At 62.1% G+C, this 26,559-nt stretch carries 26 protein-coding genes and 1 riboswitch; of the genes, 18 read left to right on the top strand and 8 right to left on the bottom strand.

All coding sequences use genetic code 11. The features are described from left to right. Nucleotides 1–7 precede the first annotated feature (7 nt). The 3 genes from PSH66_RS21330 to speB are packed head-to-tail and all read right to left on the bottom strand — an operon-like array spanning nt 8 to nt 2,919. On the bottom strand, nt 8–1,525 hold the full coding sequence (locus tag PSH66_RS21330; RefSeq protein WP_003175390.1) for a cytosine permease: 1,518 nt from the start codon (nt 1,523–1,525) through the stop codon (nt 8–10). A 21-nt stretch (nt 1,526–1,546) separates the two neighbouring features. Further along, nucleotides 1,547–1,969 carry a nuclear transport factor 2 family protein gene (locus PSH66_RS21325; protein ID WP_305427600.1) on the bottom strand — a complete coding sequence of 141 codons (423 nt, stop codon included), beginning with the start codon at nt 1,967–1,969 and terminating at the stop codon, nt 1,547–1,549. Further along, nucleotides 1,969–2,919: an agmatinase gene (gene speB / locus PSH66_RS21320; RefSeq protein ID WP_003175388.1), complete on the bottom strand. Its 951-nt coding sequence runs from the start codon at nt 2,917–2,919 to the stop codon at nt 1,969–1,971. The genes PSH66_RS21325 and speB overlap by 1 nt, the downstream gene beginning before the upstream one ends. 151 nt (nt 2,920–3,070) lie before the next feature. On the opposite strand from speB, the gene PSH66_RS21315 reads away from it, so the two are divergent. The 7 genes from PSH66_RS21315 (at nt 3,071) to PSH66_RS21285 (ending at nt 10,866) form a co-directional block, all read left to right on the top strand. After that, nucleotides 3,071–3,964 carry a LysR family transcriptional regulator gene (locus PSH66_RS21315; protein ID WP_003175387.1) on the top strand — a complete coding sequence of 298 codons (894 nt, stop codon included), beginning with the start codon at nt 3,071–3,073 and terminating at the stop codon, nt 3,962–3,964. Between the two features lie 6 nt (nt 3,965–3,970). Next, nucleotides 3,971–4,576 (top strand): tRNA-uridine aminocarboxypropyltransferase, encoded by a 606-nt coding sequence (locus PSH66_RS21310; protein WP_305427599.1) that lies wholly within the window; start codon nt 3,971–3,973, stop codon nt 4,574–4,576. A 130-nt stretch (nt 4,577–4,706) separates the two neighbouring features. Then, nucleotides 4,707–5,609, top strand: a complete 903-nt coding sequence (cysM, locus tag PSH66_RS21305; protein WP_003175385.1) for a cysteine synthase CysM — start codon at nt 4,707–4,709, stop codon at nt 5,607–5,609. Continuing rightward, nucleotides 5,609–6,961, top strand: a complete 1,353-nt coding sequence (gene rlmD / locus PSH66_RS21300; RefSeq protein WP_003175384.1) for a 23S rRNA (uracil(1939)-C(5))-methyltransferase RlmD — start codon at nt 5,609–5,611, stop codon at nt 6,959–6,961. Before cysM ends, rlmD begins: the two co-directional genes overlap by 1 nt. Nucleotides 6,962–7,085: 124 nt before the next feature. Continuing rightward, on the top strand, nt 7,086–9,329 hold the full coding sequence (gene relA / locus PSH66_RS21295) for a GTP diphosphokinase (RefSeq protein WP_078734156.1): 2,244 nt from the start codon (nt 7,086–7,088) through the stop codon (nt 9,327–9,329). 132 nt (nt 9,330–9,461) lie between these two features. Then, nucleotides 9,462–10,295, top strand: coding sequence for a nucleoside triphosphate pyrophosphohydrolase (mazG, locus tag PSH66_RS21290; protein WP_305427598.1), 834 nt, complete (start codon nt 9,462–9,464; stop codon nt 10,293–10,295). A 25-nt stretch (nt 10,296–10,320) separates the two neighbouring features. Continuing rightward, nucleotides 10,321–10,866 carry a DUF2058 domain-containing protein gene (locus PSH66_RS21285; protein WP_078734154.1) on the top strand — a complete coding sequence of 182 codons (546 nt, stop codon included), beginning with the start codon at nt 10,321–10,323 and terminating at the stop codon, nt 10,864–10,866. A gap of 98 nt (nt 10,867–10,964) precedes the next feature. Here PSH66_RS21285 and PSH66_RS21280 read toward each other — a convergent pair whose 3' ends face one another. From PSH66_RS21280 to purM, 4 genes are all read right to left on the bottom strand, one after another. Then, on the bottom strand, nt 10,965–11,153 hold the full coding sequence (locus tag PSH66_RS21280; RefSeq protein ID WP_003175379.1) for a hypothetical protein: 189 nt from the start codon (nt 11,151–11,153) through the stop codon (nt 10,965–10,967). Nucleotides 11,154–11,368: 215 nt separating this feature from the next. Beyond that, entirely contained in the window at nt 11,369–12,082 is a 714-nt protein-coding gene (locus tag PSH66_RS21275) for a DUF3108 domain-containing protein (RefSeq protein WP_003175378.1), read from the bottom strand. An 8-nt stretch (nt 12,083–12,090) separates the two neighbouring features. Next, a complete protein-coding gene (gene purN / locus PSH66_RS21270) occupies nt 12,091–12,741 on the bottom strand; it encodes a phosphoribosylglycinamide formyltransferase (RefSeq protein ID WP_003175377.1) in 651 nt (216 codons plus the stop codon). Then, nucleotides 12,741–13,799: a phosphoribosylformylglycinamidine cyclo-ligase gene (gene purM / locus PSH66_RS21265; protein ID WP_003175376.1), complete on the bottom strand. Its 1,059-nt coding sequence runs from the start codon at nt 13,797–13,799 to the stop codon at nt 12,741–12,743. Before purM ends, purN begins: the two co-directional genes overlap by 1 nt. A 356-nt stretch (nt 13,800–14,155) precedes the next feature. Here purM and PSH66_RS21260 point away from each other — a divergent pair, with 356 nt between their 5' ends. The 5 genes from PSH66_RS21260 (at nt 14,156) to PSH66_RS21240 (ending at nt 18,736) form a co-directional block, all read left to right on the top strand. Further along, nucleotides 14,156–15,193 carry a DUF2066 domain-containing protein gene (locus PSH66_RS21260; protein WP_305427597.1) on the top strand — a complete coding sequence of 346 codons (1,038 nt, stop codon included), beginning with the start codon at nt 14,156–14,158 and terminating at the stop codon, nt 15,191–15,193. A 38-nt stretch (nt 15,194–15,231) separates the two neighbouring features. After that, nucleotides 15,232–16,305: an AI-2E family transporter gene (locus PSH66_RS21255; RefSeq protein ID WP_003175374.1), complete on the top strand. Its 1,074-nt coding sequence runs from the start codon at nt 15,232–15,234 to the stop codon at nt 16,303–16,305. A gap of 203 nt (nt 16,306–16,508) precedes the next feature. Then, nucleotides 16,509–17,213, top strand: coding sequence for a DnaA regulatory inactivator Hda (gene hda / locus PSH66_RS21250; protein WP_003175373.1), 705 nt, complete (start codon nt 16,509–16,511; stop codon nt 17,211–17,213). Nucleotides 17,214–17,422: 209 nt separating this feature from the next. Further along, entirely contained in the window at nt 17,423–18,052 is a 630-nt protein-coding gene (locus tag PSH66_RS21245; RefSeq protein WP_003175372.1) for a C40 family peptidase, read from the top strand. Between the two features lie 144 nt (nt 18,053–18,196). Beyond that, the gene (locus tag PSH66_RS21240) at nt 18,197–18,736 is read left to right on the top strand and encodes a C40 family peptidase (protein WP_003175371.1); all 540 of its coding nucleotides are present in this window, start codon (nt 18,197–18,199) and stop codon (nt 18,734–18,736) included. 82 nt (nt 18,737–18,818) lie between these two features. Here the strand turns inward: PSH66_RS21240 and PSH66_RS21235 are convergent, their stop codons facing one another. Further along, the gene (locus PSH66_RS21235; RefSeq protein WP_305427596.1) at nt 18,819–20,132 is read right to left on the bottom strand and encodes a sorbosone dehydrogenase family protein; all 1,314 of its coding nucleotides are present in this window, start codon (nt 20,130–20,132) and stop codon (nt 18,819–18,821) included. A 99-nt stretch (nt 20,133–20,231) separates the two neighbouring features. Beyond that, a riboswitch (cobalamin riboswitch) is annotated at nt 20,232–20,478 on the top strand. Between the two features lie 77 nt (nt 20,479–20,555). On the opposite strand from PSH66_RS21235, the gene cobO reads away from it, so the two are divergent. From cobO to PSH66_RS21205, 6 genes are read left to right on the top strand one after another with little or no spacing between them, the layout of a single operon-like run. Further along, complete coding sequence (gene cobO, locus PSH66_RS21230; RefSeq protein ID WP_003175369.1) at nt 20,556–21,167, top strand: cob(I)yrinic acid a,c-diamide adenosyltransferase; 612 nt, start codon at nt 20,556–20,558, stop codon at nt 21,165–21,167. Then, nucleotides 21,164–22,492 carry a cobyrinate a,c-diamide synthase gene (locus tag PSH66_RS21225; protein WP_305427595.1) on the top strand — a complete coding sequence of 443 codons (1,329 nt, stop codon included), beginning with the start codon at nt 21,164–21,166 and terminating at the stop codon, nt 22,490–22,492. The genes cobO and PSH66_RS21225 overlap by 4 nt, the downstream gene beginning before the upstream one ends. Continuing rightward, complete coding sequence (bluB, locus tag PSH66_RS21220; protein ID WP_305427594.1) at nt 22,489–23,139, top strand: 5,6-dimethylbenzimidazole synthase; 651 nt, start codon at nt 22,489–22,491, stop codon at nt 23,137–23,139. Before PSH66_RS21225 ends, bluB begins: the two co-directional genes overlap by 4 nt. After that, nucleotides 23,136–24,044 (top strand): adenosylcobinamide-phosphate synthase CbiB, encoded by a 909-nt coding sequence (gene cbiB / locus PSH66_RS21215; protein ID WP_305427593.1) that lies wholly within the window; start codon nt 23,136–23,138, stop codon nt 24,042–24,044. Before bluB ends, cbiB begins: the two co-directional genes overlap by 4 nt. Continuing rightward, a complete protein-coding gene (gene cobD / locus PSH66_RS21210) occupies nt 24,037–25,026 on the top strand; it encodes a threonine-phosphate decarboxylase CobD (protein WP_003175365.1) in 990 nt (329 codons plus the stop codon). Before cbiB ends, cobD begins: the two co-directional genes overlap by 8 nt. Then, the gene (locus PSH66_RS21205) at nt 25,023–26,474 is read left to right on the top strand and encodes a cobyric acid synthase (RefSeq protein ID WP_305427592.1); all 1,452 of its coding nucleotides are present in this window, start codon (nt 25,023–25,025) and stop codon (nt 26,472–26,474) included. The genes cobD and PSH66_RS21205 overlap by 4 nt, the downstream gene beginning before the upstream one ends. Nucleotides 26,475–26,559 lie beyond the last annotated feature (85 nt).

Genomic DNA, 26,559 nt, shown 5'->3' with positions numbered 1-26,559 from the left:
GTTCTTTTTATGGTGTAGGGGCGCTTTTGGTGGCGCGGGAGCTGGTCGAATCCGCTGGGCTGCGAAGCCGCGCTTTGGGGCCATAGACCGAAGCCGGCTCCGGGAACACAAACAGCAACGTCAGGTACACCACCGACGCCAACCCCAGCGTCACCGGCAGGCTGATATCAATGCCGTCGGCCAGATTGCCCAGCGGCCCGACGAATTGCCCCGGCAGGTTGACGAAGCACAGGCCCGCCAGCGCGCTCGGAATCCAGGCCCCCAGCCCGCGCCAGTTCCAGCCATGGCTGAACCAGTAGCGCCCACCGGTTTCACCGCGGGTGAACACCTGCAGGTCATCCGGGCAGTAGAAGCCGCGACGGACGATCAGGCCGATGATCATCATCACCATCCACGGCGTGGTGCAGGTGATGATCAACACGGCGAAGGTCGACACGCTCTGCACCAGGTTGGCGGCGAAACGTCCGATAAAGATGAACGCAATCGACATCACCCCTATCAGCAGCGTGGCCTTGACCCGCGTCAACAGGCGCGGGAATACGCTGGACATATCCAGGCCGGTGCCATACAGCGAGGTGGTGCCGGTGGACATGCCGCCAATCACTGCGATCAGGCACACCGGCAGAAAGAACCAGGTGGGCGCCACCGCCAGCAGACCGCCGACGTAGTTGTTGGCCGCGATGTAGTCCGGTGCCTTGATCGCCACGATGGTCGCGGTAGCCAGGCCGAACAGGAACGGGATCAAGGTGGCGATCTGTGCCGCCACTACCGCCAGCATGATGCGCATTTTCGGCGTTTCACGCGGGATGTAGCGCGACCAGTCACCGAGGAACGCGCCGAAGGAAATCGGGTTGCTCATGGCCACCAGCGCTGCGCCGATAAACGCTGCCCAGAACCCGCTCTGGCCCAAGGCCACGGTACCGGCGAAGTGGCTGTCGAAGGCTGGCGCAAATGCGAAGATCCCGAGCAGAAACAGCAGGCTCGCCGCCCACACCGCGATGCGGTTGACCCACAGCATGAAGCGAAAGCCGTAGATGCACACGGTAAGCACCAGCAGGGCGAACAGGCCATAGGCCAGGCCCAGGGTCAGGTCTGTTTCCGGCAGGCCGATCAGACGTTTCGCACCGCCGACCAGCGCATCGCCCGAACTCCACACCGACAGTGAGAAGAAGGCAATCGCCGTCAGCAGCGAAAGAAACGAGCCGACAATTCGCCCGTGCACCCCAAAGTGCGCACCGGAAGACACAGCGTTGTTGGTGCCATTGATCGGTCCGAACAGGCCCATGGGCGCCAGGATCAGCGCGCCCACCAGCACGCCCAGCACAATCGCCCAGACACCGGCCTGGAACGACAAGCCGAACAGCACCGGGAACGCGCCCAGTACGGCGGTGGCAAAGGTGTTGGCACCGCCGAAGATCAGGCGAAACAGATCCGTGGGGCTGGCGGTGCGTTCGTGGTCCGGGATCTGTTCGACCCCGTTGGTTTCTATCTTGCGAATACTGTTTTCGTTGTTTTTATTATTCATGATCAGCTCCGATCACATTGGCTAAGGGGGCGGCAGCCCTTCCGGCATAGCGGACAAATGTTCGTGACAGGCCAGCCACGGGCCTTGTTGTTCTTCGCGTAGCCCTTGCCGTTTGAAGACAATGGTCTCGCGTTCCTGGCTGAAAAATGGCTCCCCGTTCATGCGCAGCTCGGTGGCCACGTCATGCACAAATATCGCCACGTCGTCACCTTGCAGGCTGACAAACGCGTTGCTTGAGGTGCACGACAACACCTCAAAGCCCTCGTCCCGACGCCAGCTGTCCCACAACGCCTGGTAGGCATCGCGACTGAGCAGCGGCTGGGGGAGGGTGTAGAACACGAAGCTCGCATCACTGCTGAACGCGCCGAAATAGGCGGCGCGATCATTGCGGGCGAAGGCCGCCACCAGGTCGGCGGCAGCGTGCAGCACCTCGTGTGTGCTCATCAGCGGTGCGCCACGCCGGGCAGTACGCAGAGCATCTCGTACAGCAGGTTGGCGCCCAGCAGCGAGGTGTTGCCGGTGGTGTCGTAGGGCGGCGAAACTTCAACCAGATCGCAACCAATCAGGTCGAGGCCCTGGCAGCCACGAATGATCTCGATCGCCTGGATGGTGGTCAGCCCACCGATTTCCGGGGTGCCGGTGCCGGGTGCCCAGGCCGGGTCGATGCCGTCGATGTCGAAGCTCAGGTACACCGGGCCGCCGCCGACTTTTTCACGCACTTCGGCCATCAGCGGCGCGAGGGAGTGGTGCCAGCATTCCTCGGCCTGGACTACGCGAAAACCCTGCTTGCGGCTCCAGTTGAAATCTTCGGCGGTGTAGCCCTGGGCGCGCAGGCCGATCTGCACCACGCGGTCGCAATCGAGCAGGCCTTCTTCGACGGCGCGGCGGAAGGTGGTGCCATGGGCGATTTTCTCGCCGAACATATGGTCATTCACGTCGGCGTGGGCATCGATGTGCACCAGCCCGACCTTGCCGTGTTTCTTATGGATCGCCCGCAGGATCGGCAGGGTGATGGTGTGGTCACCGCCCAGGGTCATGGGGATCACGTTGTGCTCGAGGATTTCATCGTAGGCCTCTTCGATGATGCGCACGGCGTCGAGCAGGTTGAAGGTGTTGATCGCCACGTCGCCGATGTCGGCCACCGACAGCGAGTCGAACGGTGCGGCGCCGGTGGCCATGTTGTAGGGGCGGATCATCACCGATTCGGCGCGAATCTCACGCGGCCCGAAACGGGTGCCGGCGCGCAGCGAGGTGCCAATGTCCAGGGGCACGCCGATAAAAGCGGCATCCAGGCCCTTGGCCGTTTGCAGGTGGGGCAGGCGCATCATGGTGGCGATGCCGGCAAAGCGCGGCATTTCGTTGCCGCCCAGTGGTTGATGGAAAATCTTGTCCACGGGAGTGCCTCATCGTTGTTGTGTTTATCAGGGGGCCGATTCTGCGAAAAGTGCAGACGGGGAAGAATCGGCTGGGGCAAATACTTAGTTCAGAATTTTCTAAACTAATGCAGGCGGGTAGACTGCCCCGATCCATACCCGGAGCCGACCAATGGCCAACGCCTTGCCCGACCTGAAACTCCTGCGCATCTTCGTCAGCGTTGTGCGGCACCAGGGGTTTGCCAATGCCCAGCACGAACTCAACCTGTCGACCTCGGCCATCAGCACCTATATGAGCCAGCTGGAATCGGCGCTGGGCCTGGTGTTGTGCCATCGTGGCCGGGGTGGCTTCAGCCTGACCAGCAAGGGCGAGTTGTTCCACCAGGAAACCCTGCGCCTGCTCGCTGAGCTCGAAGGCTTCGAGCAATACGCCGCCGCGCTGAAAGGCGAGTTGCGCGGTACCCTCAAGCTCGGCGTGCTCGACTCCACCGTCAGCGACAAGGCCCTGCCGTTCGCCGAAGTGATCGGCGCCTACAGCCTGGAACACCCGGCGGTGCACCTGCATTTATCGGTGATGAGCCCTTACGAGCTGCAACTGGGCGTGCAGGACAACCGCCTCGACCTGGCCATCGGTGCGTTCTCCAACCGCATGAGCGGGTTGATCTATATGCCGCTGTACCGCGAGCAGCATTGGTTGTATTGCAGCACGCGGCACCCGCTATTCAATGAACGACGCATCCCCGAACAAGTGATCACCCAGCAGCGCATGGTCGGGCGTGGCTACTGGAGCCAGGCGGAACTGGCGCGCCACGGCTTCAAGCACAGCGCCGCGACGGTGGAGAGTATGGAGGCGCAGCTGATCCTGGTACTGTCCGGCGCCTATATCGGCTACCTGCCGGAGCACTATGCGCAGGCTTGGGCCGACAAGGGGGACCTGCGCGTGCTGCTGCCGGCGACCTTCGGCTATCAGGCGCCGTTCTCGATGATCATGCGCCGGGGACGCAGCCGCGAGCCGCTGATCCAGACCTTTCGCGATTTACTCAAAGCCCAGCTCAACCAGGCCTGAAAAACCATGTCCAGACCCCAGTGTTCCCGTTGTCACAGGCCAATCAGCCACTGCTTGTGCGCGCTGATCCCCAGCCTCGACAGTCGCACCCGTGTATTGCTGTTGCAGCACCCGAGTGAGGTCGGACACGCGCTCAATACTGCGCGGTTGGCGGCGTTGGGCTTGAGCAATGCGCAATTGGTGGTGGGGGAGGTGTTCGATGATTTGGCGACGTTGTTGAGCCCGCCCGGTTATCAGGCACGGCTGTTGTTTCCAGCGGACGACGCCCAGCCACTGCACGCCTATGCGCCCGGCGATCAACCGCTGCTATTGGTGGTGCCCGACGGCACCTGGCGCAAGGCGCGCAAACTGCTGCATCTGAATCCGCTGCTGGCGGCGTTGCCTCGGGTGACCTTGGCCGAGGGCGGCGTGTCGCGTTATCGACTGCGCAAGGCGCCGGGGCCGGGAGCGCTGTCGACGGTAGAAGCCATCGTGCAGGCGTTGCAGGTGCTGGAGGCGCCGGTTTCGTTTGAGCCGTTGCTCAAACCTTTCGAAGCATTGATTGAGGGGCAGATTGCGGCGATGGGGGAGGAGGTTTTTCAGAGAAATCATGGCGACGGGCATTTGGGGTAGGAGGGCGCCTGCCCAGCCACTCCACCCCTCGCTTATTCCTTTAGGCCATAAGTACCACACTTTGCGTGATATGGCCTGCCGGTCTTTCCCGGTATGATGTGCGCCCCGCAGTCTGGATTGCGAATACGCCATGACCTTGCAGTACCCAACAATCGCCGATTGCGTCGGCAACACGCCCCTGGTCCGCTTGCAACGCATGGCGGGTGAAACCAGCAATACCCTGTTGCTCAAGCTCGAAGGCAACAACCCGGCCGGTTCGGTAAAAGACCGCCCTGCGCTGTCGATGATCACCCGCGCCGAGTTGCGCGGGCAGATCAAACCCGGCGACACCCTGATCGAAGCCACCTCGGGCAACACCGGGATAGCCTTGGCCATGGCTGCGGCGATCAAGGGCTACAAGATGATCCTGATCATGCCCGACAACTCCAGCGCCGAGCGCAAGGCCGCGATGACGGCCTACGGGGCCGAGCTGATTCTGGTCACTCAGGAGCAGGGCATGGAAGGCGCCCGCGACCTCGCCGAGCGCATGGCTGCCGAAGGTCGTGGCCAGGTGCTGGACCAGTTCGCCAACGGCGATAACCCCGAGGCGCACTACACCACCACCGGCCCGGAGATCTGGCGCCAGACCCAGGGCACCATTACCCATTTCGTCAGTTCCATGGGCACCACCGGCACCATCATGGGCAACTCGCGCTACCTCAAGGAGCAGAACCCGGCGATCCAGATTGTCGGCCTGCAACCGATGGAAGGCGCGGCCATCCCTGGCATTCGCCGCTGGCCCGAAGAATACCTGCCGAAGATCTACAACGCTGCGCGGGTCGATCGCATCATCGACATGGCCCAGCGCGAAGCCGAAGACACCACGCGCCGCCTGGCTCGTGAAGAAGGCATCTTCTGCGGCGTGTCGTCCGGCGGCGCCGTGGCCGGTATGTTGCGCCTGTCCAAAGAAGTGGAAAACGCGGTCATCGTCGCGATCATCTGTGACCGAGGCGACCGTTACCTGTCGACCGGTATCTTCGACGAACCCAACTGATGGCCAAGCACGAGAGAGGCCTGCGCTTTCAACCGACGGGCGGTAGTCGGGCCCCGCAGATTCCGGTGGGCAAGAAACAGCGCCTGACCATCGAGCGCCTGGCCAACGACGGTCGTGGCATCGTGTTCTTTGAAGGTCGTACCTGGTTCGTCAATGGCGCATTGGCCGGCGAAGACGTCGAAGCGCGCGTATTGGGCGCCCACGGCAAAGTGGTCGAAGCCCGCACCGAGCGGGTGTTCAAGGCCAGCGAGCTGCGTCGTCCGGCACCTTGCGCGCACTTCGGCCGCTGCGGCGGTTGCAGCGTGCAGCATCTGCCCCACGACGAACAACTTGCCCTGAAACAGCGCATGCTCGCCGAGCAACTGTCGCGTGTGGCCGGTGTCGAACCGCAAGAGTGGGCGCCACCGTTGAGCGGCCCGGAATTGGGCTACCGACGCCGCGCCCGCGTGGCGGTGCGTTGGGATGCCAAGGCGAAAAAGCTCGAGGTGGGCTTTCGCGCCGTGGCCAGCCAGGACATCGTCGCCATCGATGATTGCCCAGTGCTGGTACAGGCCTTGCAACCGATCATGCAGCGCCTGCCGAACATGCTGCGTCGCTTGAGCAAACCTCAGGCGCTGGGGCACGTGGAGCTGTTCAGCGGTTCGTCCATCGCCGTGTTGCTGCGGCACATGGCGCCGTTGTCCGACGCGGACCTGCAGGTGCTGCAAGAATTCTGTGCTTTCCATGAGGCCCAATTGTGGCTGCATGGCGAAGGCCAGCCGCAACCCGTCGAGCCCGATCAGGCCCTCGGCTTTCGGTTGGAGGCCTGGGATCTGGCGCTGGCTTACCGGCCAGGCGATTTTGTTCAGGTCAACGCCGGGGTCAATGAGGCGATGGTTACCCAGGCCCTGGAGTGGCTGGCACCCCAGCCGGATGACCGCGTGCTGGACCTGTTTTGCGGCTTGGGCAACTTTGCCCTGCCACTGGCCAAACAGGTACGCGAGGTGGTCGCGGTGGAAGGTGTGCAGACCATGGTGGAGCGGGCGGCACTCAACGCCGTCAGCAATAATCTGGATAATGTGCAGTTTTTTCAGGCCGATTTGTCCCAGCCTTTGACTGACGCGGAATGGGCCAAACAGGGCTTTTCTGCGGTACTCTTGGACCCACCCCGCGATGGTGCCCAAGAGGTTGTGCGCAAGCTCGCCACTCTGGGGGCCAGGCGCCTGGTGTATGTGTCCTGCAACCCGGCCACGCTGGCACGGGACACGGTTGAGCTGGTCAAGCAGGGCTACCGGCTAAAACGGGCCGGGATCCTCGACATGTTTCCGCAGACCGCGCATGTCGAGGCCATGGCATTATTTGAAGCGGGCTAGGATGCCCGTTTAATCCGACCGGCCTGCGTTCTCCAGGGCCTATGACCTGCCACGGAGCTTGCAGTAAACAAGGTCGGCGATGATTTTGGCGCATCGAAGATGCGCCGTAGGGAAGGTAAGAGAAATGGTACAGGTGAGAGCACACCAGCCGATCAATACTGACGGCAGTATCAACCTGGAGGCATGGCTGGACCATGCCATCAGTGTCGACCCGGCACTGGACCGTGAAACCATGAAGGCCGCCTGCGAGTTCGCACGTGAGTCCGAGCAACAAGACAATGCGGCCAAGAACCTGTGGGCCGAAGGCACTTCCAGTTTTCGTACCGGTCTGGAAATCGCCGAGATCCTCGCCGATCTCAAGCTGGACCAGGATTCGCTGATCGCCGCCGTACTCTATCGCGGCGTGCGCGAAGGGCACATCCCGTTGGCGACCGTGGGCCAGCGTTTCGGCTCGGTGGTGGCCAAGCTGATCGACGGCGTGCTGCGCATGGCCGCCATCAGCGCCAGCCTCAGTCCGCGTCAGTCCCTGGTGCTGGGCACCCAGGGCCAGGTCGAGAACCTGCGCAAGATGCTGGTGGCGATGGTCGACGACGTGCGCGTCGCGCTGATCAAGCTGGCCGAGCGCACCTGCGCAATTCGTGCGGTGAAGACCGCCGACGACGAAAAGCGCAACCGCGTCGCCCGCGAAGTCTTCGACATCTACGCGCCGTTGGCGCACCGCCTGGGCATCGGCCATATCAAATGGGAGCTGGAGGATTTGTCCTTCCGCTACCTGGAGCCCGACCAGTACAAACAGATTGCCACCCTGCTGCACGAGCGGCGGCTCGACCGCGAGCGCTTCATCAGCGACGTGATGGGCCAGTTGCGTTCGGAGCTGCAGGCCACCGGCGTCGACGCCGATATCAGCGGCCGTGCCAAGCACATCTATTCGATCTGGCGCAAAATGCAGCGCAAGGGCCTGGCCTTCAGCCAGATCTATGACGTGCGTGCGGTGCGTGTGCTGGTGCCGGAGATGCGCGACTGCTACACCGCGCTGGGCATCGTGCACACCCTGTGGCGGCACATTCCCAAGGAGTTCGACGACTACATCGCCAACCCCAAGGAAAACGGCTACCGCTCGCTGCACACCGCCGTGATCGGCCCCGAGGGCAAGGTGCTGGAAGTGCAGATCCGCACCCACGCCATGCACGAAGAGGCCGAGTTGGGCGTGTGCGCGCACTGGCGCTACAAGGGCACCGACGTCAAGGCCGGGTCCAACCAGTACGAAGAGAAAATTTCCTGGCTGCGCCAAGTGCTGGAATGGCACGAAGAACTCGGCGACATCGGCGGCCTGGCCGAACAGCTGCGCGTGGACATCGAGCCGGACCGGGTCTACATCTTTACCCCCGACGGCCATGCCATCGACTTGCCCAAGGGCGCCACGCCGCTGGATTTTGCCTACCGCGTGCACACCGAGATCGGCCACAACTGCCGGGGCGCCAAGATCAACGGGCGCATCGTGCCGCTCAACTACAGCCTGCAGACCGGTGAACAAGTCGAGATCATCACCAGCAAGCACGGCACGCCGAGCCGCGACTGGCTGAACCCGAACCTGGGCTATATCACCACCTCGCGGGCGCGGGCCAAGATCGTACACTGGTTCAAGCTGCAGGCGCGCGACCAGAACGTCGCCGCCGGCAAGACCTTGCTCGAACGCGAACTGGCGCGCCTGGGTCTGCCGCAGGTGGACTTCGACAAGCTGGCCGAAAAGGCCAACATGAAGATTGCCGAAGACATGTTCGCCGCCCTCGGTGCCGGCGATCTGCGCCTGGCGCAACTGGTCAACCTGGCCCAGCAGTTGGTCGAGCCGGAGCGCGGCAATGAGCAACTGGAACTGATCCCACGCAAGGCCACCGGCTACAAGCCCGGCAAGCGCGGCGATATTCAGATCCAGGGCGTGGGCAACCTGATGACGCAAATGGCCGGTTGCTGCCAGCCGCTGCCGGGCGACGCCATCGTCGGCTACATCACCCAGGGCCGTGGCGTGAGCATTCACCGTCAGGACTGCGCCTCGGTGCTGCAATTGGGCGGGCGCGAGCCGGAAAGGATCATCCAGGTCAGTTGGGGCCCGGTGCCGGTACTCACCTACCCGGTGGATATCATCATCCGTGCCTACGACCGTTCCGGTTTGCTGCGTGATGTGTCGCAAGTGCTGCTCAATGAGCGGATCAACGTGCTGGCGGTCAACACCCGCTCGAATAAAGAGGACAACACCGCGTTGATGTCCCTGACCATCGAGATCCCCGGGTTGGACGCGTTGGGGCGGTTGCTGGGGCGGATTTCTCAGTTGCCGAACATCATCGAAACCCGGCGCAATCGTACCCCATGATTCGCGGAATGAATGCAGGCTAAATGTGGGAGGGGGCTTGCTCCCGATAGCAGGCTGTCAGTTGATACATCGGGTGGCTGACGCACCGCTATCGGGAGCAAGCCCCCTCCCACACTGATCGGACACAGAAAGATGTATTCACTTGAAGACCTGCTGCACCTCATGAGCCGCCTGCGGGACCCGCACTACGGCTGCCCGTGGGACATCAAGCAAACCTACGCGACCATCGTGCCGCACACCCTCGAAGAAGCCTACGAGGTCGCTGACGCCATCGAGCGCGGCGACTTCGACCATTTGCAGGGTGAACTGGGCGATCTGCTGTTCCAGGTGGTGTATTACAGCCAGCTGGCGCGGGAAGAAGGGCGCTTTGAATTTGCCGGGGTGATCGACAGCATCACCCGCAAGCTCATCCGTCGCCACCCGCACGTGTTTCCCAGCGGCGATCTGTATGCGCCGCTGGATATCCCGCAATTGAGCGAAGAGCAGGTCAAGCTGCGCTGGGAGCAGATCAAGGCCGAGGAGCGTGCAGAAAAGTCCGACGCGCCGGAGCAACTCTCCTTGCTCGATGATGTGCCCGCCGCCTTACCGTCATTGTCCCGCGCCGCCAAATTGCAAAAACGCGCCAGCCAGGTCGGGTTTGACTGGCCGTCAGCGTTGCCGGTGGTGGATAACGTGCGCGAAGAGCTCGATGAAGTGCTCGAAGCCATGGCCGATAACGACTCGGTGGCCATTGCCGACGAGGTCGGTGACCTGCTGTTTGCAGCGGTCAACCTGGCCCGCCACCTCAAGGTCGACCCTGAAACCGCGCTGCGTGGCGCCAATGCCAAGTTCGAACGACGTTTCCGATTTATCGAACAGGCATTGCGCGAGACGCATCAACCCATAGAAGATTGCACCCTCGAACAGTTGGACGCCCTATGGGGCGAAGCCAAACGTCAGGAAAAGAATGTGTCCAGCTGCGGTTGAGCAGTTGCCTAAGTGAGTAAGCACCATGAGCCTTTCCCTTCGCGACCAGTTGCTCAAAGCAGGTCTGGTCAACCAAAAGCAGGCCAAGCAGGTCGGCAAAGAGAAACAGAAGCAGCAGCGTCTGGTCCACAAAGGTCAGATCGAGGCGGATGACACCCAGGCCCGCCTGGCCATTGAGGCTCACGCCGAAAAGGTCAAGCGCGACCAGGAACTGAACCGTCAGCAGCAGGAAAAAGCCGAGGCCAAGGCCCGTACGGCCCAGGTCAAGCAACTGATCGAGACCTCGCGCCTGCCCAAGCTGACCACCGAGGACTACTACAACTTCGTGGATGACAAGAAGGTCAAGCGCCTGTCGGTCAACACGCTGATGCGCAACAAACTGAGCAACGGCTCCCTGGCGATCGTGCACCACGGCGGCGGTTACGAAGTGATCCCGCGCGAGGCAGCGCTGAAGATCCAGGAGCGCGCGCCGGAGCGTATCGTGCAGCTCAACATCCTCACCGAAAGCCAGGTGCCGGATGAAGACGATCCGTACGCGGCCTACCAGATCCCTGATGATCTGATGTGGTAAGGCTGTAAAAACAACAAACCCCGCTCAACAGGCGGGGTTTTTGTTTGCAGGCACTCCAGCTGCTGTGTGGGGCCGGGTGCCTGCGGGATTTCAGTGTTTCAGGAGCTTTGTGCCTGGCGTTTCATCTCAAGCGATTCAAGCTCGTTTTTATAATTATGAGCATCGCTCTCGTTGTGAAACATGCCGACCAGCAAGTCTTGTTGGTGTACATCCCAGATGTGAATCCCATGGCCCAAGGCTTCGTGGGACATATGTTCGTCGTCGCGTTCAGTCACTTTTACAGTCATCTGCTTGCTCCAATCTCTGGTGGGTCTGCGGCAAGTCGTCGCAGGCCTTTTTTATACGATTTGTTAGCTTGCTAAGTAAACCGCTTTAGCGGTTTATGACAGAAGTTTCATGTTGGTCTCAGGCTTTGTATTGGCTCTAGAAGCTTCAAGGCAAAATATTCAGGCGAAAAAAAGCCCCGCATTCAGCGAGGCTCCCGTTCAGCTCTTCTGCGCAATCAGCTGCCTTTGACGGCCTTACCGTCAACGGTACCGTCCTGCAGCATGATGTTGTATTCCTTGCCGTCGGTTTCCACCTGGCGCAGGGCAACCAGAATGCCGCCCTGGTCCTTGGCAAACCACATCTGGGTGATGCGTTTGCTCTGCGACGGGTCACGCACGCGCTCGACCTTGATCGCATCGATCGAGCCGACCTTGGTCTGGACCTTTTCCGGACCTATCACGCGAAAGTCGTAGGTGTCGACATCAGTGCCTTCGACGACGCGGTAGCTCATGCTCTTCTTGCCGGCCGCCACGTCACGCTGAAGGGCGAGCTGGTAGGTCGACTTGTCGAGCATGCCACTTTCCAGGGTGACGTTGACCGCGTCCTTGTTTTCAAACCCGGTGACTTTCTTCGCCGTCTGGTCGAAGTCCAGGTTGACCTTCTTGGCCTTGCCCAGGCCGCCGCGTTCGAAGGTGTAGCTCTTCGGTTGCAGGGTGTCCTTGTCAAACAGGATCACGCTGGTTTCGGTCAAGCTGGCGATCATCATGGAAGCCTTGAAATTCAAGGTCCAGGTGCCGTCGCCGTTCTTGGTCAGGCTGCGTTCAGCCGAACCACTCATGGGCAACTGTTTCCAGTCGGCGGTATAGCTGACGGAGAAAGGGTGAAGGTCTGCCGCTTGCACGGCAGGCAAGGCAAACAGAGCAAAAGCGAAGAGCAAGGCGCGACGCATAAAATCTCCTAGGTTCGAATCAAGTGGCCGCTGGCCCCGAGTAACTGACCGTCCAATAATGCGCCGTGGTCACCAAGAATCAACCGCCCCTCGGCAAACCAGCGCACGGCCAGCGGGTAAATCCTGTGTTCCTGGGTATGAACCCGTTGCGCAAGCGTCTGCGCCGAGTCGTCAGACTCTACCGGAACTACTGCCTGTACGACCAGAGGGCCGCCATCGAGTTCCTCGGTGACGAAGTGCACACTGCAGCCATGCTCGCTGTCACCGGCATCGAGTGCCCGTTGGTGCGTGTGCATGCCTTTGTATTTGGGCAGCAGGGAAGGGTGGATATTCAGCAGGCGCCCGTCATAGTGCCTGACGAAATCCGCGCTGAGGATGCGCATGAAACCGGCCAGTACCACGAGTTTTGGCTTGAAGGCGTCGATCAGTTCGATCAAGGCGGCATCGAAGGCCTCGCGACCTTCGAAAGCCTTGTGATCCAGCGAGCGGGTTTCGATACCCGCATCCCTGGCGCGTTGCAGGCCGTAGGCGTCGCTGCGGTTGGAGATCACCGCTGCGATGCGCACCGGGCTGTCGCCGGTGCGCGTGCTGTCGATGAGGGCCTGCAAGTTACTGCCGGTGCCGGAGAGCAGCACCACGACATCACAGGTCGGAGACATTAATGAGCCTTGAGGTTCTTCAGTTCAACCTGAGCCGCGCCTTCTGGAGCGGTGGCGATCTGACCGATGACCCATGGCTGCTCGCCGGCTTCACGCAATACGTTCAGCGCGGTTTCCACGTGCTCCTGCGCCACGCAGATGACCATGCCCACGCCGCAGTTCAGCACGCGGTGCATCTCGGTTTCGTTGACGTTGCCTTTTTCTTGCAGCCAGTCGAAGACCGCGGGACGCTGCCAGCTGGCCACGTCGACAATCGCCTGGGCGCCTTTTGGCAGCACGCGGGGAATGTTGTCCAGCAGGCCGCCGCCGGTGATGTGGGCCATGGCCTTGACCGCGCCGGTGTCCTTGATCAGCTTGAGCAGTGGCTTGACGTAGATGCGGGTCGGGGCCATCAGCAGGTCGGTCAGTGGCTTGCCATCGAGCTGGATGTTCTCGATGTCGGCACCGGACACTTCGATGATCTTACGGATCAGCGAGTAGCCGTTGGAGTGCGGGCCGGACGATGGCAGGGCGAGCAGGGCGTCGCCGGCGGCCACTTTGGAGCCGTCGATGATGTCGGCTTTCTCTACGACGCCGACGCAGAAACCGGCCAGGTCGTAATCTTCGCCTTCGTACATGCCTGGCATTTCAGCGGTTTCGCCGCCGACCAGGGAGCAACCCGACAGTTCGCAACCCGCGCCGATGCCGGTCACTACCTGGGTAGCGGTCTCGACGTTGAGCTTGCCGGTGGCGTAGTAGTCGAGGAAGAACAGCGGCTCGGCGCCGCACACCACCAGGTCGTTGACGCACATGGCGACCAGGTCGATGCCGATGCTGTCGTGCTTGTTCAGGTTCAGGGCCAGGCGCAGCTTGGTGCCCACGCCGTCGGTGCCGGAAACCAGTACAGGCTGTTTGTAGCCGGCCGGGATTTCGCAGAGGGCGCCAAAACCGCCCAGGCCGCCCATGACTTCGGGGCGCGCAGTGCGCTTGGCGACGCTCTTGATGCGTTCGACCAATGCTTCACCGGCGTCGATGTCTACACCGGCGTCCTTGTAGCTCAGGGAGGGTTGCTTGCTCATGATCCAGGCCTTTAGGGGGGATTCAGGGGTAACGACCGAGTGGGCAGGCGCTTTTGGTAAAAGGCCCAGCCGTTGACGGTCTGCGAAGGCGCGCGATTTTATCAGGCTTGAGGGGCAGCGGCCATCCTCGGGCCGACGGGCAGGGCCATATAGCTTAAAAAAGCGCGTTAAAAAAATGCTAATCGGCTCTGCTTCGGGCCGTATTAAGGTATAGCCTTGAACCCGCTATCGTTATGACGGCGCGAAAACTTACCGAGGCCCTGTGAATGTTTTGTCGGTCGCCCTGGTCACAGCCTTGGCAAACCGAGTTCATCCGGTCTGTTCCAGCCGCTAAATTTGTCGTTCGGGAATCTTCCATGCGTCTGTGTAAATTCTTCTTTGTGGGCTGCTTGTCGTTGGTCAGCCTGGCGAGTTATGCCGAAACCCTCAATGGCCTGTATCAAGTACTTGAACCGGTTGGCAGCCAATCGCCGCAAGAGCGCGACCAGGCGACCCAGCGAGCGCTGCAGACGATGGTGATCCGCCTGACCGGCGATGCCAAGGCCGCCGAAGGCCCGGGCCTGGCGGCGATTCGCAAGGACCCGCAGCAGATCATCACCCAATATGGCTACGACGCCGGCCCGCCGGAGAGCCTGCAAGTGGATTTCGACCCGGTCAGCACCGATCGCGCCCTGCGTGATGCGGGCCTGTCGATCTGGGGCAGCAATCGGCCCTCGATCCTCGGCTGGTGGCTGAACGACTCCACCGAAGGCAGCAGCCTGGTCGGCGATGGCCAGACCGTTGCGCAAACCCTGCGCCGCGCGGCGCAACACCGTGGTTTGCCGCTGCGCCTGCCGCTGGGTGATCTGGACGAACAAGTCGTCGCCACCGCGCCGAATCTGGAAAGCACCGACGCTGCGCCACTGCGCGCCGCCTCCGAGCGCTATGGCGCCGACGCCCTGCTGGCGGTGCATGCCCGCCAGGAAGGCAGCCAATGGCAAGCCAAATGGCGCCTGTGGCTGGGTGACAAAAGCGAGCAGGGCAGCGTGCAAGGTGCCGACACCGGGGCGGTGGCCGACGCGGTGATGTTGGCGATCAGCCAAAAGCTGGCGCCGCGTTTTGCGGTCAAGCCCGGTGTGAGCACCGAACAATTGCTGGAAGTGCAGGGGATGACCCTGGAGCGCTATGCGGCGCTGGGGCATTTGCTTGAGCCGTTTGGTGGTCAGCCGCTACGGGTCGAGGGTGATCGCATCGTGTATCGCGTCAATGGCAGCGCCGATCAGTTGCGCACCCAGTTGAGCCTGGCCAGGTTGCAGGAGATCCCTGCGGGCGAGCCTGCGCCGCAACCGGTAGCGGCAGGCACGCAACCGCCCGCCGCCCCTGAGCCGCAGGCGCAACTGCGGTTTCGTTGGTAACAGTTCTTCCTTATATAGATAGAAGCATGGAGTGATGTATGGCGGATACGCGTCGTTGGGTGTGGCTTGGCGGGATCGTCCTGCTGTGCGTTTTTGTGTTCTTGCTGCATTCGATCCTGACGCCGTTCCTGGTTGCGTTGCTGCTGGCCTATCTGTTCGATCCGGTGGTGGATCGCCTGGAGAAAGCCGGGCTGTCGCGCACCTTGGGCGTGGTCGCGGTGTTCGCGCTGTTCACCTTGATCATCACTGCGTTGGTGCTGGTGCTGGTGCCAATGCTGGCCAAGCAATTGTTTCGCCTGTATGAGCTGGCGCCGCAGATGCTCGACTGGCTGCAACACACGGCCATGCCGTGGGCCCAGGCCAAGCTGGGGTTGTCGGACGGCTTCTGGAAGTTTGACAAGGTCAAGGCCGCCATCAGCGAGCACATGGGCCAGACCACCGACATTGTCGGCGTGATCCTCAGTCAGGCCACGGCCTCCAGCCTGGCGCTGATCGGTTGGCTGACCAACCTGGTGCTGATCCCGGTGGTGGCGTTCTACCTGCTGCGCGACTGGGACATCATGATGGCCAAGATCCGCAGTCTGTTGCCGCGCGATCGTGAGGAACGCATTGTGTCCCTGGCGGGCGAGTGCCATGAAGTGCTGGGTGCTTTCGTGCGGGGTCAGTTGTTGGTGATGCTGGCCTTGGGCATCATCTATGCCGCCGGCTTGATGGCGATTGGCCTGGAGCTGGGCCTGTTGATCGGCTTGATCGCAGGGTTGGCCGCCATCGTGCCGTACATGGGGTTTGTGATTGGTATCGGTGCGGCACTGGTGGCCGGGCTGTTCCAGTTTGGCGGCGACCTGTACCCGATGCTGGGCATCGTCGCGGTGTTCATGGTCGGCCAGGCCTTGGAGGGCATGGTACTCACACCACTGCTGGTGGGTGACAGGATTGGCCTGCACCCGGTGGCGGTGATCTTTGCGATCCTGGCGGGCGGTGAGCTGTTCGGCTTTACCGGTATCCTGTTGGCGCTGCCGGTGGCGGCGGTGATCATGGTGCTGGTGCGCCATATGCACGATCTGTACAAGGATTCGGATGTGTATACAGGGGTTGAAGACCCCGATCTGTAATCGTGTTGTCACAGACCCGGCCCAGGCCGGGTTTGTCGTTTCTGGCGCCGGGTGCTCCAAACAAGCCGGGTAAACCTGCAAGTTAACGCAAACCTTTGATTTTGCTTGTGGTCTGCCGCATTGTGCACCCGGCTTCACGGGTATAAACTTTGCAAACTTTTCACAGAGGCCACTAACGGTTCGATGGGAGCCGTTCAGTCAGCATGAAACCGATTCAGCTGCCCTTGGGTGTGCGTCTGCGTGACGACGCCACCTTCATCAATTACTACCCAGGCGCCAATGCCGCTGCACTCGGCTATGTCGAGCGGCTTTGCGAAGCCGACGCCGGGTGGACCGAAAGCCTGATCTATCTGTGGGGCAAGCAGGGCGTGGGGCGTACCCACCTGTTGCAGGCCGCATGCCTGCGCTTCGAACAAATGGGCGAGCCAGCGGTGTACCTGCCGTTGGCTGAGTTGATGGATCGCGGTATCGGCATCTTCGACCACCTGGAGCAATACGAGCTGGTGTGCCTGGATGACCTGCAGGCGATTGCCGGCAAGGCGGACTGGGAAGAAGCGCTGTTTCACCTGTTCAACCGTTTGCGCGACAGCGGCCGGCGCCTGTTGATCGCTGCCGCTACCTCGCCGCGGGAACTGCCGATCAAGCTGGCCGACCTCAAGTCGCGCCTGACCCTGGCGCTGATCTTCCAGATGCGCCCATTGTCCGACGAAGACAAATTGCGTGCCCTGCAATTGCGCGCCTCCCGTCGTGGCCTGCACCTTACCGACGAAGTCGGGCACTTTATCCTTACCCGTGGTACTCGCAGCATGAGCGCCTTGTTCGATTTGCTTGAGCAGCTCGATCAGGCCTCTTTGCAGGCGCAACGAAAATTGACGATACCTTTTCTCAAAGAGACGTTGGGTTGGTAAGGCGTTGATCTATCACGATTCGGCAATTTCCAGGCGCCAGGAAACCTGCGTCTGAGCCAGGCCGGCTACGCATTTACGTCATTAATTGGAATTAGGGCTTAGATGTCACGGTCCAATCGCGAAGTCACATAGAGCGCGATTGAATTTGCAAATCGATCTGATAGAGGGCATAGTCTCGTCTTCTTTACATACCAGCCACGGTCGTGCCCATGCTAAATCGCTTCGCACCCCTCGTGCCTCTCGCACTCGTTACCCTGTTGTTTGGTTGCGCCTCCCACCCTCAACAGGTGGCTGAGCAGCAGAAGCCTCAACAACAGTCCCAGGCAAAATTCGTCGCTGCGCAGTCCGCTTCCGTTTATGAGGAAGAGCTGGCAACCGAGAAGGAATTGGCCGATTTCTCCGGCAACAAGCCTTATCAGTTGCCTGTTCTGGCCGACAGCATCCTTGAGCGCGGCATGTCCCTGATCGGTACCCGTTATCGTTTTGGCGGTACCTCTGAAGCCGGTTTCGATTGCAGCGGCTTTATCGGTTATCTGTTTCGCGAAGAAGCCGGCATGAACCTGCCACGCTCGACGCGCGAAATGATCAACGTGAATGCACCGTTGGTCGCACGAAACAACCTCAAGCCCGGTGATCTGCTTTTCTTCAGTACTGCAGGCCGTGGTCGCGTCAGTCACGCCGGTATCTACCTGGGTGACAACCAGTTTATTCACTCCAGCAGCCGTCGCAGTGGCGGTGTACGAGTCGACAACCTGGGTGACAGCTACTGGAGCAAAACCTTCATCGAAGCCAAGCGTGCACTCGCCATGGCCCCGACCACGGTTACCGCCAGCAAGTAAACTTAAAGTGATACTTGAAGTTTGACGTGTAAGCGCTAGAATCCCTGGACATTGTTGTAATCCGTTCGCGCGAGCTTTGCTTGCGCGTTCTGGTTTTCAGCGTTCGGCAGCGAAAGCCGCATCCAGTCCAGGATTGTTCTGCACATGTCGACCTCGGCCCGCCTGTTTCTATTAGTTTGCGCCGCGCTCCTCAGCGCCTGCGCCAGCCGCACACCGCCGCCCGCGCCTGTCGCGGTCAAGCCAAAGCCGGTGTTCAACTATTCCACCCAGAATTTTTCGCCTGCTGCCGAAGACGTACTCTTTCGCGCGCTGGGTCTGGTCGGCACGCCTTACCGCTGGGGCGGCAACACACCGGATTCCGGGTTTGATTGCAGCGGCCTGATTGGCTTCGTCTACCGTGATGCCGCCGGCATTTCCTTGCCGCGCACCACCCGTGAACTGATCGTGATGCGCGCCCAGGATGTGAGTGAGCAGAACCTGCAAACGGGTGACCTGCTGTTCTTCGCCACCGGCGGTGGTTCGCAGGTCAGCCATGCCGGCATCTACGTGGGCGAAGGCCGCTTCGTGCATGCGCCGCAAACCGGCGGCACGGTGAAGCTGGATACCCTGTCCAAGGCGTATTGGCAGAATGCCTACTTGAGCGCCAAGCGTGTATTGCCAGCAAACCTGGCACGAAATCCCTAAAAGCAGCGATAAGCTTCAAGTTGTAAGCTGCAAGAGGGTGCACCGCCACCTTGCAGCTCCTAGCTTGAAGCTTGCGGCTTCGCTACCTAGCGGCCCACACCCGCCATACTTTATTCCCCACATCATCGGCCACCAGCAAATCCCCTTGCTGATCAATCACCACGCCCACCGGGCGGCCCATGGCTTTCTCGTCTTTATCGAGGAACCCAGTCAGTACGTCCACCGGCTTGCCCTTAGGCTGGCCTGCCTCGAACGGCACGAAGATCACCTTGTAGCCACTGTGCGGCTTGCGATTCCACGAGCCATGCTGGCCGATGAACGCGCCGTTGCTGAACGGCGCCGGGAGTTTGCTGCCCTCGTCGAACGTCAGGCCCAAAGACGCGGTGTGAGGCCCGACCGCATAGTCCGGCGCGATTGCCTTGGCGACCAGGTCCAGGTTCTGCGGCGTGACGCGCACATCCACATGCTGGCCGTAATAGCTGAAGGGCCAGCCATAGAAACCGCCGTCCTTGACTGAGGTGATGTAGTCCGGCACCAGGTCGCTGCCGATCTCGTCGCGCTCATTCACTGCGGTCCACAGCTTGCCGCTCTGTGGTTCCCAGGCCATGCCGTTGGGATTGCGCAGGCCCGACGCGAAAATGCGGTGCTGGCCGCTGGCGCGATCCACTTCCCAAATAGCCGCGCGGCCTTGTTCCGCTTCAAGACCGTTTTCGCCGACGTTACTGTTGGAACCGACGCTCACATAGAGTTTGCTGCCGTCCTTGCTGGCGACCACGTTTTTGGTCCAATGGTGATTGATGCTACCGCCCGGCAGGTCGACCACCTTGGTCCCCAGTGCCTTGATCGCGGTTTCGCCCGCGTGGTACGGGAAGCGCAGCAGCTTGTCGGAGTCAGCCACATACAGGTCGTTGCCAACCAGCGTCATGCCGAACGGTGAATTGAGGTTTTCCAAGAACACCGTGCGCGTTTCGGCCACGCCGTCGTGGTCGGCATCGCGCAGCAACGTGATGCGGTTCGGGCTCGGCACACCCGCGCCGGCGCGGCCCATGACTTTTTCCATGACCCAGCCACGAATGCCCTTGGCATCATCGGGCTTGGGCGGCGCGTTGGTTTCAGCCACGAGCACATCGCCATTGGGCAACACATACAGCCAGCGCGGATGGTCCAGCCCTTCGGCAAATGCTGCTACCTGCGTTCCGGCTGCAGCGATGGGTTTGGCGCCCTCGGGCCAGCCAACGGCCGGGGCGATGTTGACGGTGGGGATCAATGTCTTGTTCGGCTCCGGTAATTGGGGTGACGGCCCTGTGCCGTCGGCGACCTGCAAGGTCGAAGTTTCTCCGCAGGCGACGAGGCTGCCTGCGAGCATCATCAGTAAGGCGAGTCTGGTTTTATGCATGATTTTCTCCGGTATACCTGTAAGGGTAGAGGAGTGCGGTGATGCGATGGTTCAAGTACACGGCCAGCTTTCATTGACGCTCCCCCATCAACCCACTAACCTTCGCCGCTTGTTCCAGGTGCTCTGTGACCCACGGGTCGACAGGGTGAAACAGGGAAGCCGGTGAGTGAGCGCGCTTGTACACAGCGCCGCCGCAATTCCGGCGCTGCCCCCGCAACGGTAAATGAGTCAAGACGCTGCCTTTTGCCACTGTATCGCTCGCGATATGGGAAGGCGCAGCGTCGGTCTGTTCGCTTCAGAACGCCGCTCATGAGCCCGGAGACCGGCCTGGATCAATCAACAGCATCACGGTGGGCGATGCTTGGCTGTTTGTGTTTCTTTTTCCTGCCCGCCGTTTTTGTCCAGCCCCAACGGAGAGCTGCCATGACCGATACCCCCGACCGCGACGAACGCCACCTGGCGCGCATGCTGCGCAAAAAAGCCGTGATCGACGAGCGCATCGCCAACTCTCCCAATGAATGCGGATTGCTGCTGGTGCTCACCGGCAACGGCAAGGGCAAGAGCAGCTCGGCGTTCGGCATGCTGGCCCGGGCCATGGGGCACGGCATGCAGTGCGGCGTGGTGCAGTTCATCAAGGGACGTAACAGTACCGGCGAAGAGCTGTTCTTCCGCCGTTTCCCCGAGCAGGTGCGCTTCCATGTCATGGGCGAGGGCTTTACGTGGGAAACCCAGGATCGCCAGCGCGACATCGCCGCCGCCGAGGCCGCCTGGGCCGTGTCGCGCCAATTGCTGCAAGACCCGTCCATTGGCCTGGTGGTACTGGACGAGCTGAATATCGCCCTCAAGCACGGCTACCTCGACCTCGACCAGGTCCTCAGTGACCTGCAGGCCCGCCCGCCGATGCAACACGTGGTGGTTACGGGGCGTGGCGCCAAGCCTGAATTGGTTGAAATGGGCGATACCGTCACCGAAATGGGCATGCTCAAGCACGCGTTCCAGGCCGGTATCAAGGCACAGAAGGGCGTCGAACTTTGAATCAGCCCCGTCAGTGCCCCGCCGTATTGATTGCCGCACCGGCATCCGGCCAGGGCAAGACCACCGTCACCGCCGCGCTCGCCCGTTTGCACCGCAACCTGGGGCGCAAGGTGCGCGTGTTCAAATGCGGCCCGGATTTCCTGGACCCGATGATCCACGAGCGCGCCAGCGGTGCGCCGGTGTATCAATTGGACATGTGGATGGTGGGCGAGCAGGAAAGTCGCCGCCTGCTGTGGGAAGCGGCGGGGGAGGCCGACCTGATCCTGATCGAAGGCGTGATGGGCCTGTTCGACGGCACGCCGTCCAGCGCCGACCTGGCGCGGCACTTCGGTGTGCCGGTGCTGGGTGTGATCGACGGCACCGCCATGGCCCAGACCTTTGGCGCGCTGGCGTTGGGCCTGGCGCGTTACCAGCCCGACTTGCCGTTCGCCGGCGTACTGGCCAACCGCGTCGGCACCTTGCGCCATGCGCAGTTGCTCGAAGGCAGCCTCACCGAAGGCCTGCGCTGGTACGGCGCGTTGTCCCGCGAGACCGGGATCGAACTGCCCAGCCGCCACCTGGGCCTGGTGCAGGCCAGTGAACTCAATGACCTCGATGTGCGCCTGGACGCCGCCGCCCAGGCCCTGGGCAGCAGTTGCGAAGTCGCGCTGCCACCGCCGGTGACCTTCGCCGCACCGCAGGTGATCGAGGCCGAGCCGTTGCTGGCCGGCGTGCGCATCGCGGTCGCTCGCGACGAAGCGTTCGCCTTCACCTACGGTGCCAGCCTCGATCTGTTACGGGCCATGGGCGCCGAGCTGAAGTTCTTTTCGCCTATCCACGATAGCCATTTGCCTGACACCGATAGCCTGTATTTGCCCGGTGGCTACCCGGAACTGCACCATCAAGCGCTGTCGGAAAATACCCCGATGCTCGCTGCGATCCGCGCCCATCACGCCGCCGGTAAGCCGCTGCTCGCAGAATGTGGTGGCATGCTCTATCTGCTGGATTCGCTCACCGATGTCGACGGCAGCCGCGCCGAACTGCTCGGCCTTTTACAGGGCGATGCGGTGATGCAAAAGAAACTTGCGGCCCTGGCTTTGCAAAGCGTCGAGTTGCCGGAAGGCGTGTTGCGTGGGCACACGTATCACCATTCCCTGACCAGCACCGAGTGCCAGCCGATTGCCCGTGGCCTGAGCCCGAACGGTGGGCGCGGTGCCGAAGCGGTCTTTCGGCAGGGGCGGATGACGGCCTCTTATGTGCACTTCTATTTTCCGTCGAATCCGACTGCGGTAGCCGCCTTGTTTGCACCCAATGTGGGAGGGGGCTTGCCCCCGATAGGGCCATGACCGACTACGCCTTTCCCCAGGCCGACCGCGACGCCGTCTACCGTGCCATCGCCGAACGCCGTGACATGCGCCACTTCAGCGGCGGCACGGTGGCCCCCGAGTTGCTGCACCGCCTGCTCCTGGCCGCACACCAGGCGCCCAGTGTCGGCTTGATGCAACCATGGCGTTTCATCCGCATCAGCGACCGTCACCTGCGTGGGCAAATCCAGCAGTTGGTGGAAGAAGAGCGCGTGCGTACCGCCGAGGCCTTGGGCGAGCGTTCCGATGAATTCATGAAGCTCAAGGTCGAGGGCATCCACGACTGCGCCGAAGTGCTGGTGGCAGCGTTGATGGAGGGGCGCGAGCGGCATATCTTCGGCCGCCGCACCTTGCCGGAAATGGACATGGCTTCGTTGTCCTGTGCGATCCAGAATCTATGGCTGGCGGCCCGTGCCGAAGGCCTGGGCATGGGCTGGGTGTCGTTGTTCGAGCCTGAGGCCCTGACCGACCTGCTGGGCTTGCCGCCCGGCGCCAAACCCCTGGCCGTGCTGTGCCTGGGGCCGGTGACCGAATTCTATCCGGCACCGATGTTGCAGCTCGAAGGCTGGACCGAACCGCGGCCGCTGAGTGACATGCTGTACGAGAATACCTGGGGAGTGAGTCAATGAGTGTGGCCTTGCTGTGTGTCGCCGCGGTGGCGTTGGATGCACTGCTGGGTGAGCCCAGGCGCTGGCATCCGCTGGTGGCGTTCGGCAATTTTGCCGGGCGCATCGAGCAACGCTTCAACAGCGGTGGCCGTGGCTGGCGCAGCCATGGCGTGACGGCGTGGTTTATCGCCGTGGTGCCGTTGACCCTACTGGCCACTGCGCTGTCGTGGGCGCCCTATATTGGCTGGGCGTTGGAGATTCTGGCCTTGTACTGTGCCCTCGGCATGCGCAGCCTCGGTGAACATGTGATCCCGGTAGCGCAGGCGCTGCGCAGCGATGACTTGGAGCAGGCGCGCCAACGCGTGAGCTACCTGGTGAGCCGCCAGACCAGTGAGCTGGACAGCACCGAAGTGGCCCGCGCCGCCACCGAATCGGTGCTGGAAAACGGCAGTGATGCGGTGTTTGCGGCGTTGTTCTGGTTCGTGGTCGCTGGCGTACCGGGTGTGGTGCTCTACCGCTTGAGCAATACGCTTGACGCCATGTGGGGCTATCGTAATGAGCGCTTCGAGCGATTTGGCTGGGCGGCGGCGAAAATCGACGACGTACTGAACTACATTCCCGCGCGCCTGGTGGCTTTGACCTACGCGTTATTGGGCAAAACCGCGCTGGCCCTCAAATGCTGGCGCACCCAGGGGTCGACATGGGACAGCCCCAACGCGGGGCCGGTGATGGCGTCCGGGGCCGGCGCACTGGGTGTCGAACTGGGCGGCGCGGCGATTTATCACGGTGAGCTGCATCAGCGCCCGCCATTGGGCGAAGGCCCGGCGGCGGATGCCGATGCTATCGAGCGGGGCTGGCAGTTGGTGCAGCGCGGCGTCTGGTTGTGGCTGCTGATCTTATGCGCGGGGGCGCAATTCTATGCTTGAGCACGGTGGTCGGCTGCGCAAGGCGTCCGTTCGGTACGGGATCGCCGAGGCCAATTGGCTGGATCTCTCCAGTGGGCTCGCGCCTTGGCCCTGGCCGATTCCGGAGATTGCGCTGCGTGCCTGGGCGCGCCTGCCGGAAACCGACGATGGCCTGGAGCAGGCCGCCAGCGAGTATTACGGCGCGGCGCATGTATTGCCGGTGCCCGGTTCCCAGGCGGCGATCCAATTACTGCCGCGCCTGCGCCGTGCGGGCAAAGTCGGCGTGTTATCGCCGTGCTACGCCGAGCACGCCGAAGCCTGGCGCCGCGCCGGTTACGTGGTGCGCGAAGTGCAGGAGCAGGAAGTCGACTTCTTCCTCGATGGCCTCGATGTGCTGGTGGTGGTCAACCCCAACAACCCCACCGGCCTGAGCCTCAGCCCACAACGCCTGCTGGACTGGCACACGCGGCTGGCCCAGCGTGGCGGCTGGCTGGTGGTGGACGAAGCGTTTATGGACGTGACCCCGCAATTGAGCCTGGCGAGCCAGGCCCATCAGGTCGGCCTGATTGTACTGCGCTCGTTCGGCAAGTTTTTCGGCCTGGCGGGTGTACGCCTGGGCTTTGTGCTGGCCGAGCGCCGGCTGCTCAAGTTGCTCGCTGAACAGGTCGGGCCGTGGGCGGTCAGTGGGCCGACGCGGGTGGTCGGCCAAGCGTGCCTGCGCGACACCGCCGGCCATGCGCGTCAGCGCGCGCGTTGCCTTGAGGCTGGCCGGCGCTTGTTTGAATTGCTGCAGCGCCATGGCTTTCAACCTCAGGGCGGCTGCGCCCTGTTCCAGTGGCTGATTACCCCGCACGCCGAACGCATGCACGAATTCATGGCCCAGCGCGGCATTCTGCTGCGCCTGTTTGTACACGACAGCAGCCTGCGCTTCGGCCTGCCCGACACCGAGGCCGATTGGCTGCGCCTGCACGAGGCCCTGGGCGCCTATAAGGACGCTGCATGAGTACGCTGATGGTGCAAGGCACCACCTCCGACGCGGGCAAAAGTACCCTGGTGACCGCGTTGTGCCGCTGGCTGGTACGCCAAGGCGTGGCGGTGGCACCGTTCAAACCGCAGAACATGGCGCTCAACAGCGCGGTGACGGCCGAAGGCGGCGAAATCGGCCGCGCCCAGGCCGTGCAGGCCCAGGCGGCCAACCTGGCGCCCCATACCGATATGAACCCGGTGCTGCTCAAACCCAACAGTGACACCGGCTCCCAAGTGATCATTCATGGCCGTGCGGTCACCAGCATGAACGCCGTGGCCTATCACGACTACAAAGCCATCGCGATGCAAGCGGTGCTGGCGTCCCACACGCGTTTGAGCGAAACCTACCCGGTGGTGATGGTGGAGGGTGCGGGCTCGCCCGCGGAGATCAACCTGCGCGCCAATGACATCGCCAACATGGGCTTCGCCGAGGCGGTGGATTGCCCGGTGTTGTTGATCGCCGATATCAACCGTGGCGGGGTGTTCGCCCATTTGGTCGGCACGCTGGAGTTGCTCTCGCCCAGCGAACAGGCGCGGGTCAAAGGTTTCATCATCAACCGTTTTCGCGGTGATATCGCCCTGCTGCAGCCGGGACTGGATTGGCTGGAGGCGCGCACCGGCAAACCGGTAGTGGGCGTATTGCCATATGTGATGGACCTGCACCTGGAAGCCGAGGACGGCATTGACCGGCGCCAGATCGACAAGGCGGCGCAGGTGCTCAAGGTGGTGGTGCCGGTGCTGCCGCGCATCAGCAACCATACGGATTTCGACCCGCTGCGCCTGCATCCCCAGGTGGATTTGCAGTTTATCGGGCCGGGCCAACCGATTCCCGCCGCCGACCTGATCATTCTGCCGGGCTCGAAAAGCGTGCGCAGCGATCTGGCGTATTTGCGCGCCAATGGCTGGGACACGGCCGTGGCGCGGCATTTGCGCTATGGCGGCAAGGTGCTCGGCATTTGCGGCGGCCTGCAGATGCTTGGCGAGCAGGTGCACGACCCGTTGGGCCTGGAAGGGCCGGCAGGTTCCAGCGCCGGCTTTGGCCTGCTGGCGTTCAGCACCACGCTGGAAGAAGAAAAACAGCTGCGCAATGTACGCGGACGTTTGTTGCTGGAGGATGCCGAGGTCAGCGGCTATGAGATCCATGCCGGCGTGACATCGGGCGCAGCGTTATCGAACGCGGCCGTGCAACTGGATGACGGCCGTACTGACGGCGCCCGCAGTGCCGACGGGCAGATCCTTGGCACTTATCTGCACGGCCTGTTCGAAACCCCGGCCGCGTGCAGCGCCCTGCTGCGCTGGGCAGGGTTGCAGGATGTGCAGGAGGTGGATTACCACGCCCTGCGCGAGCGCGACATTGAGCGGTTGGCGGACTTGGTGGAGAACCATTTGGATACGGATTTATTGCGCAGGTTGTGTGGGATTTGATTTGGAGCAGGGCGTCTGTTGTGGGAGCTGGCTTCCGTGACGATCGGACAGCTACCTGATGCACCGCGATCTAAATGTGGGAGGG

This window comes from Pseudomonas sp. FP597, assembly GCF_030687435.1.
Lineage (GTDB): Bacteria > Pseudomonadota > Gammaproteobacteria > Pseudomonadales > Pseudomonadaceae > Aquipseudomonas > Aquipseudomonas lactucae.
Note: the sequence above shows the minus strand (reverse complement) of the source record. Positions and strands in the feature narration are given on the sequence as shown.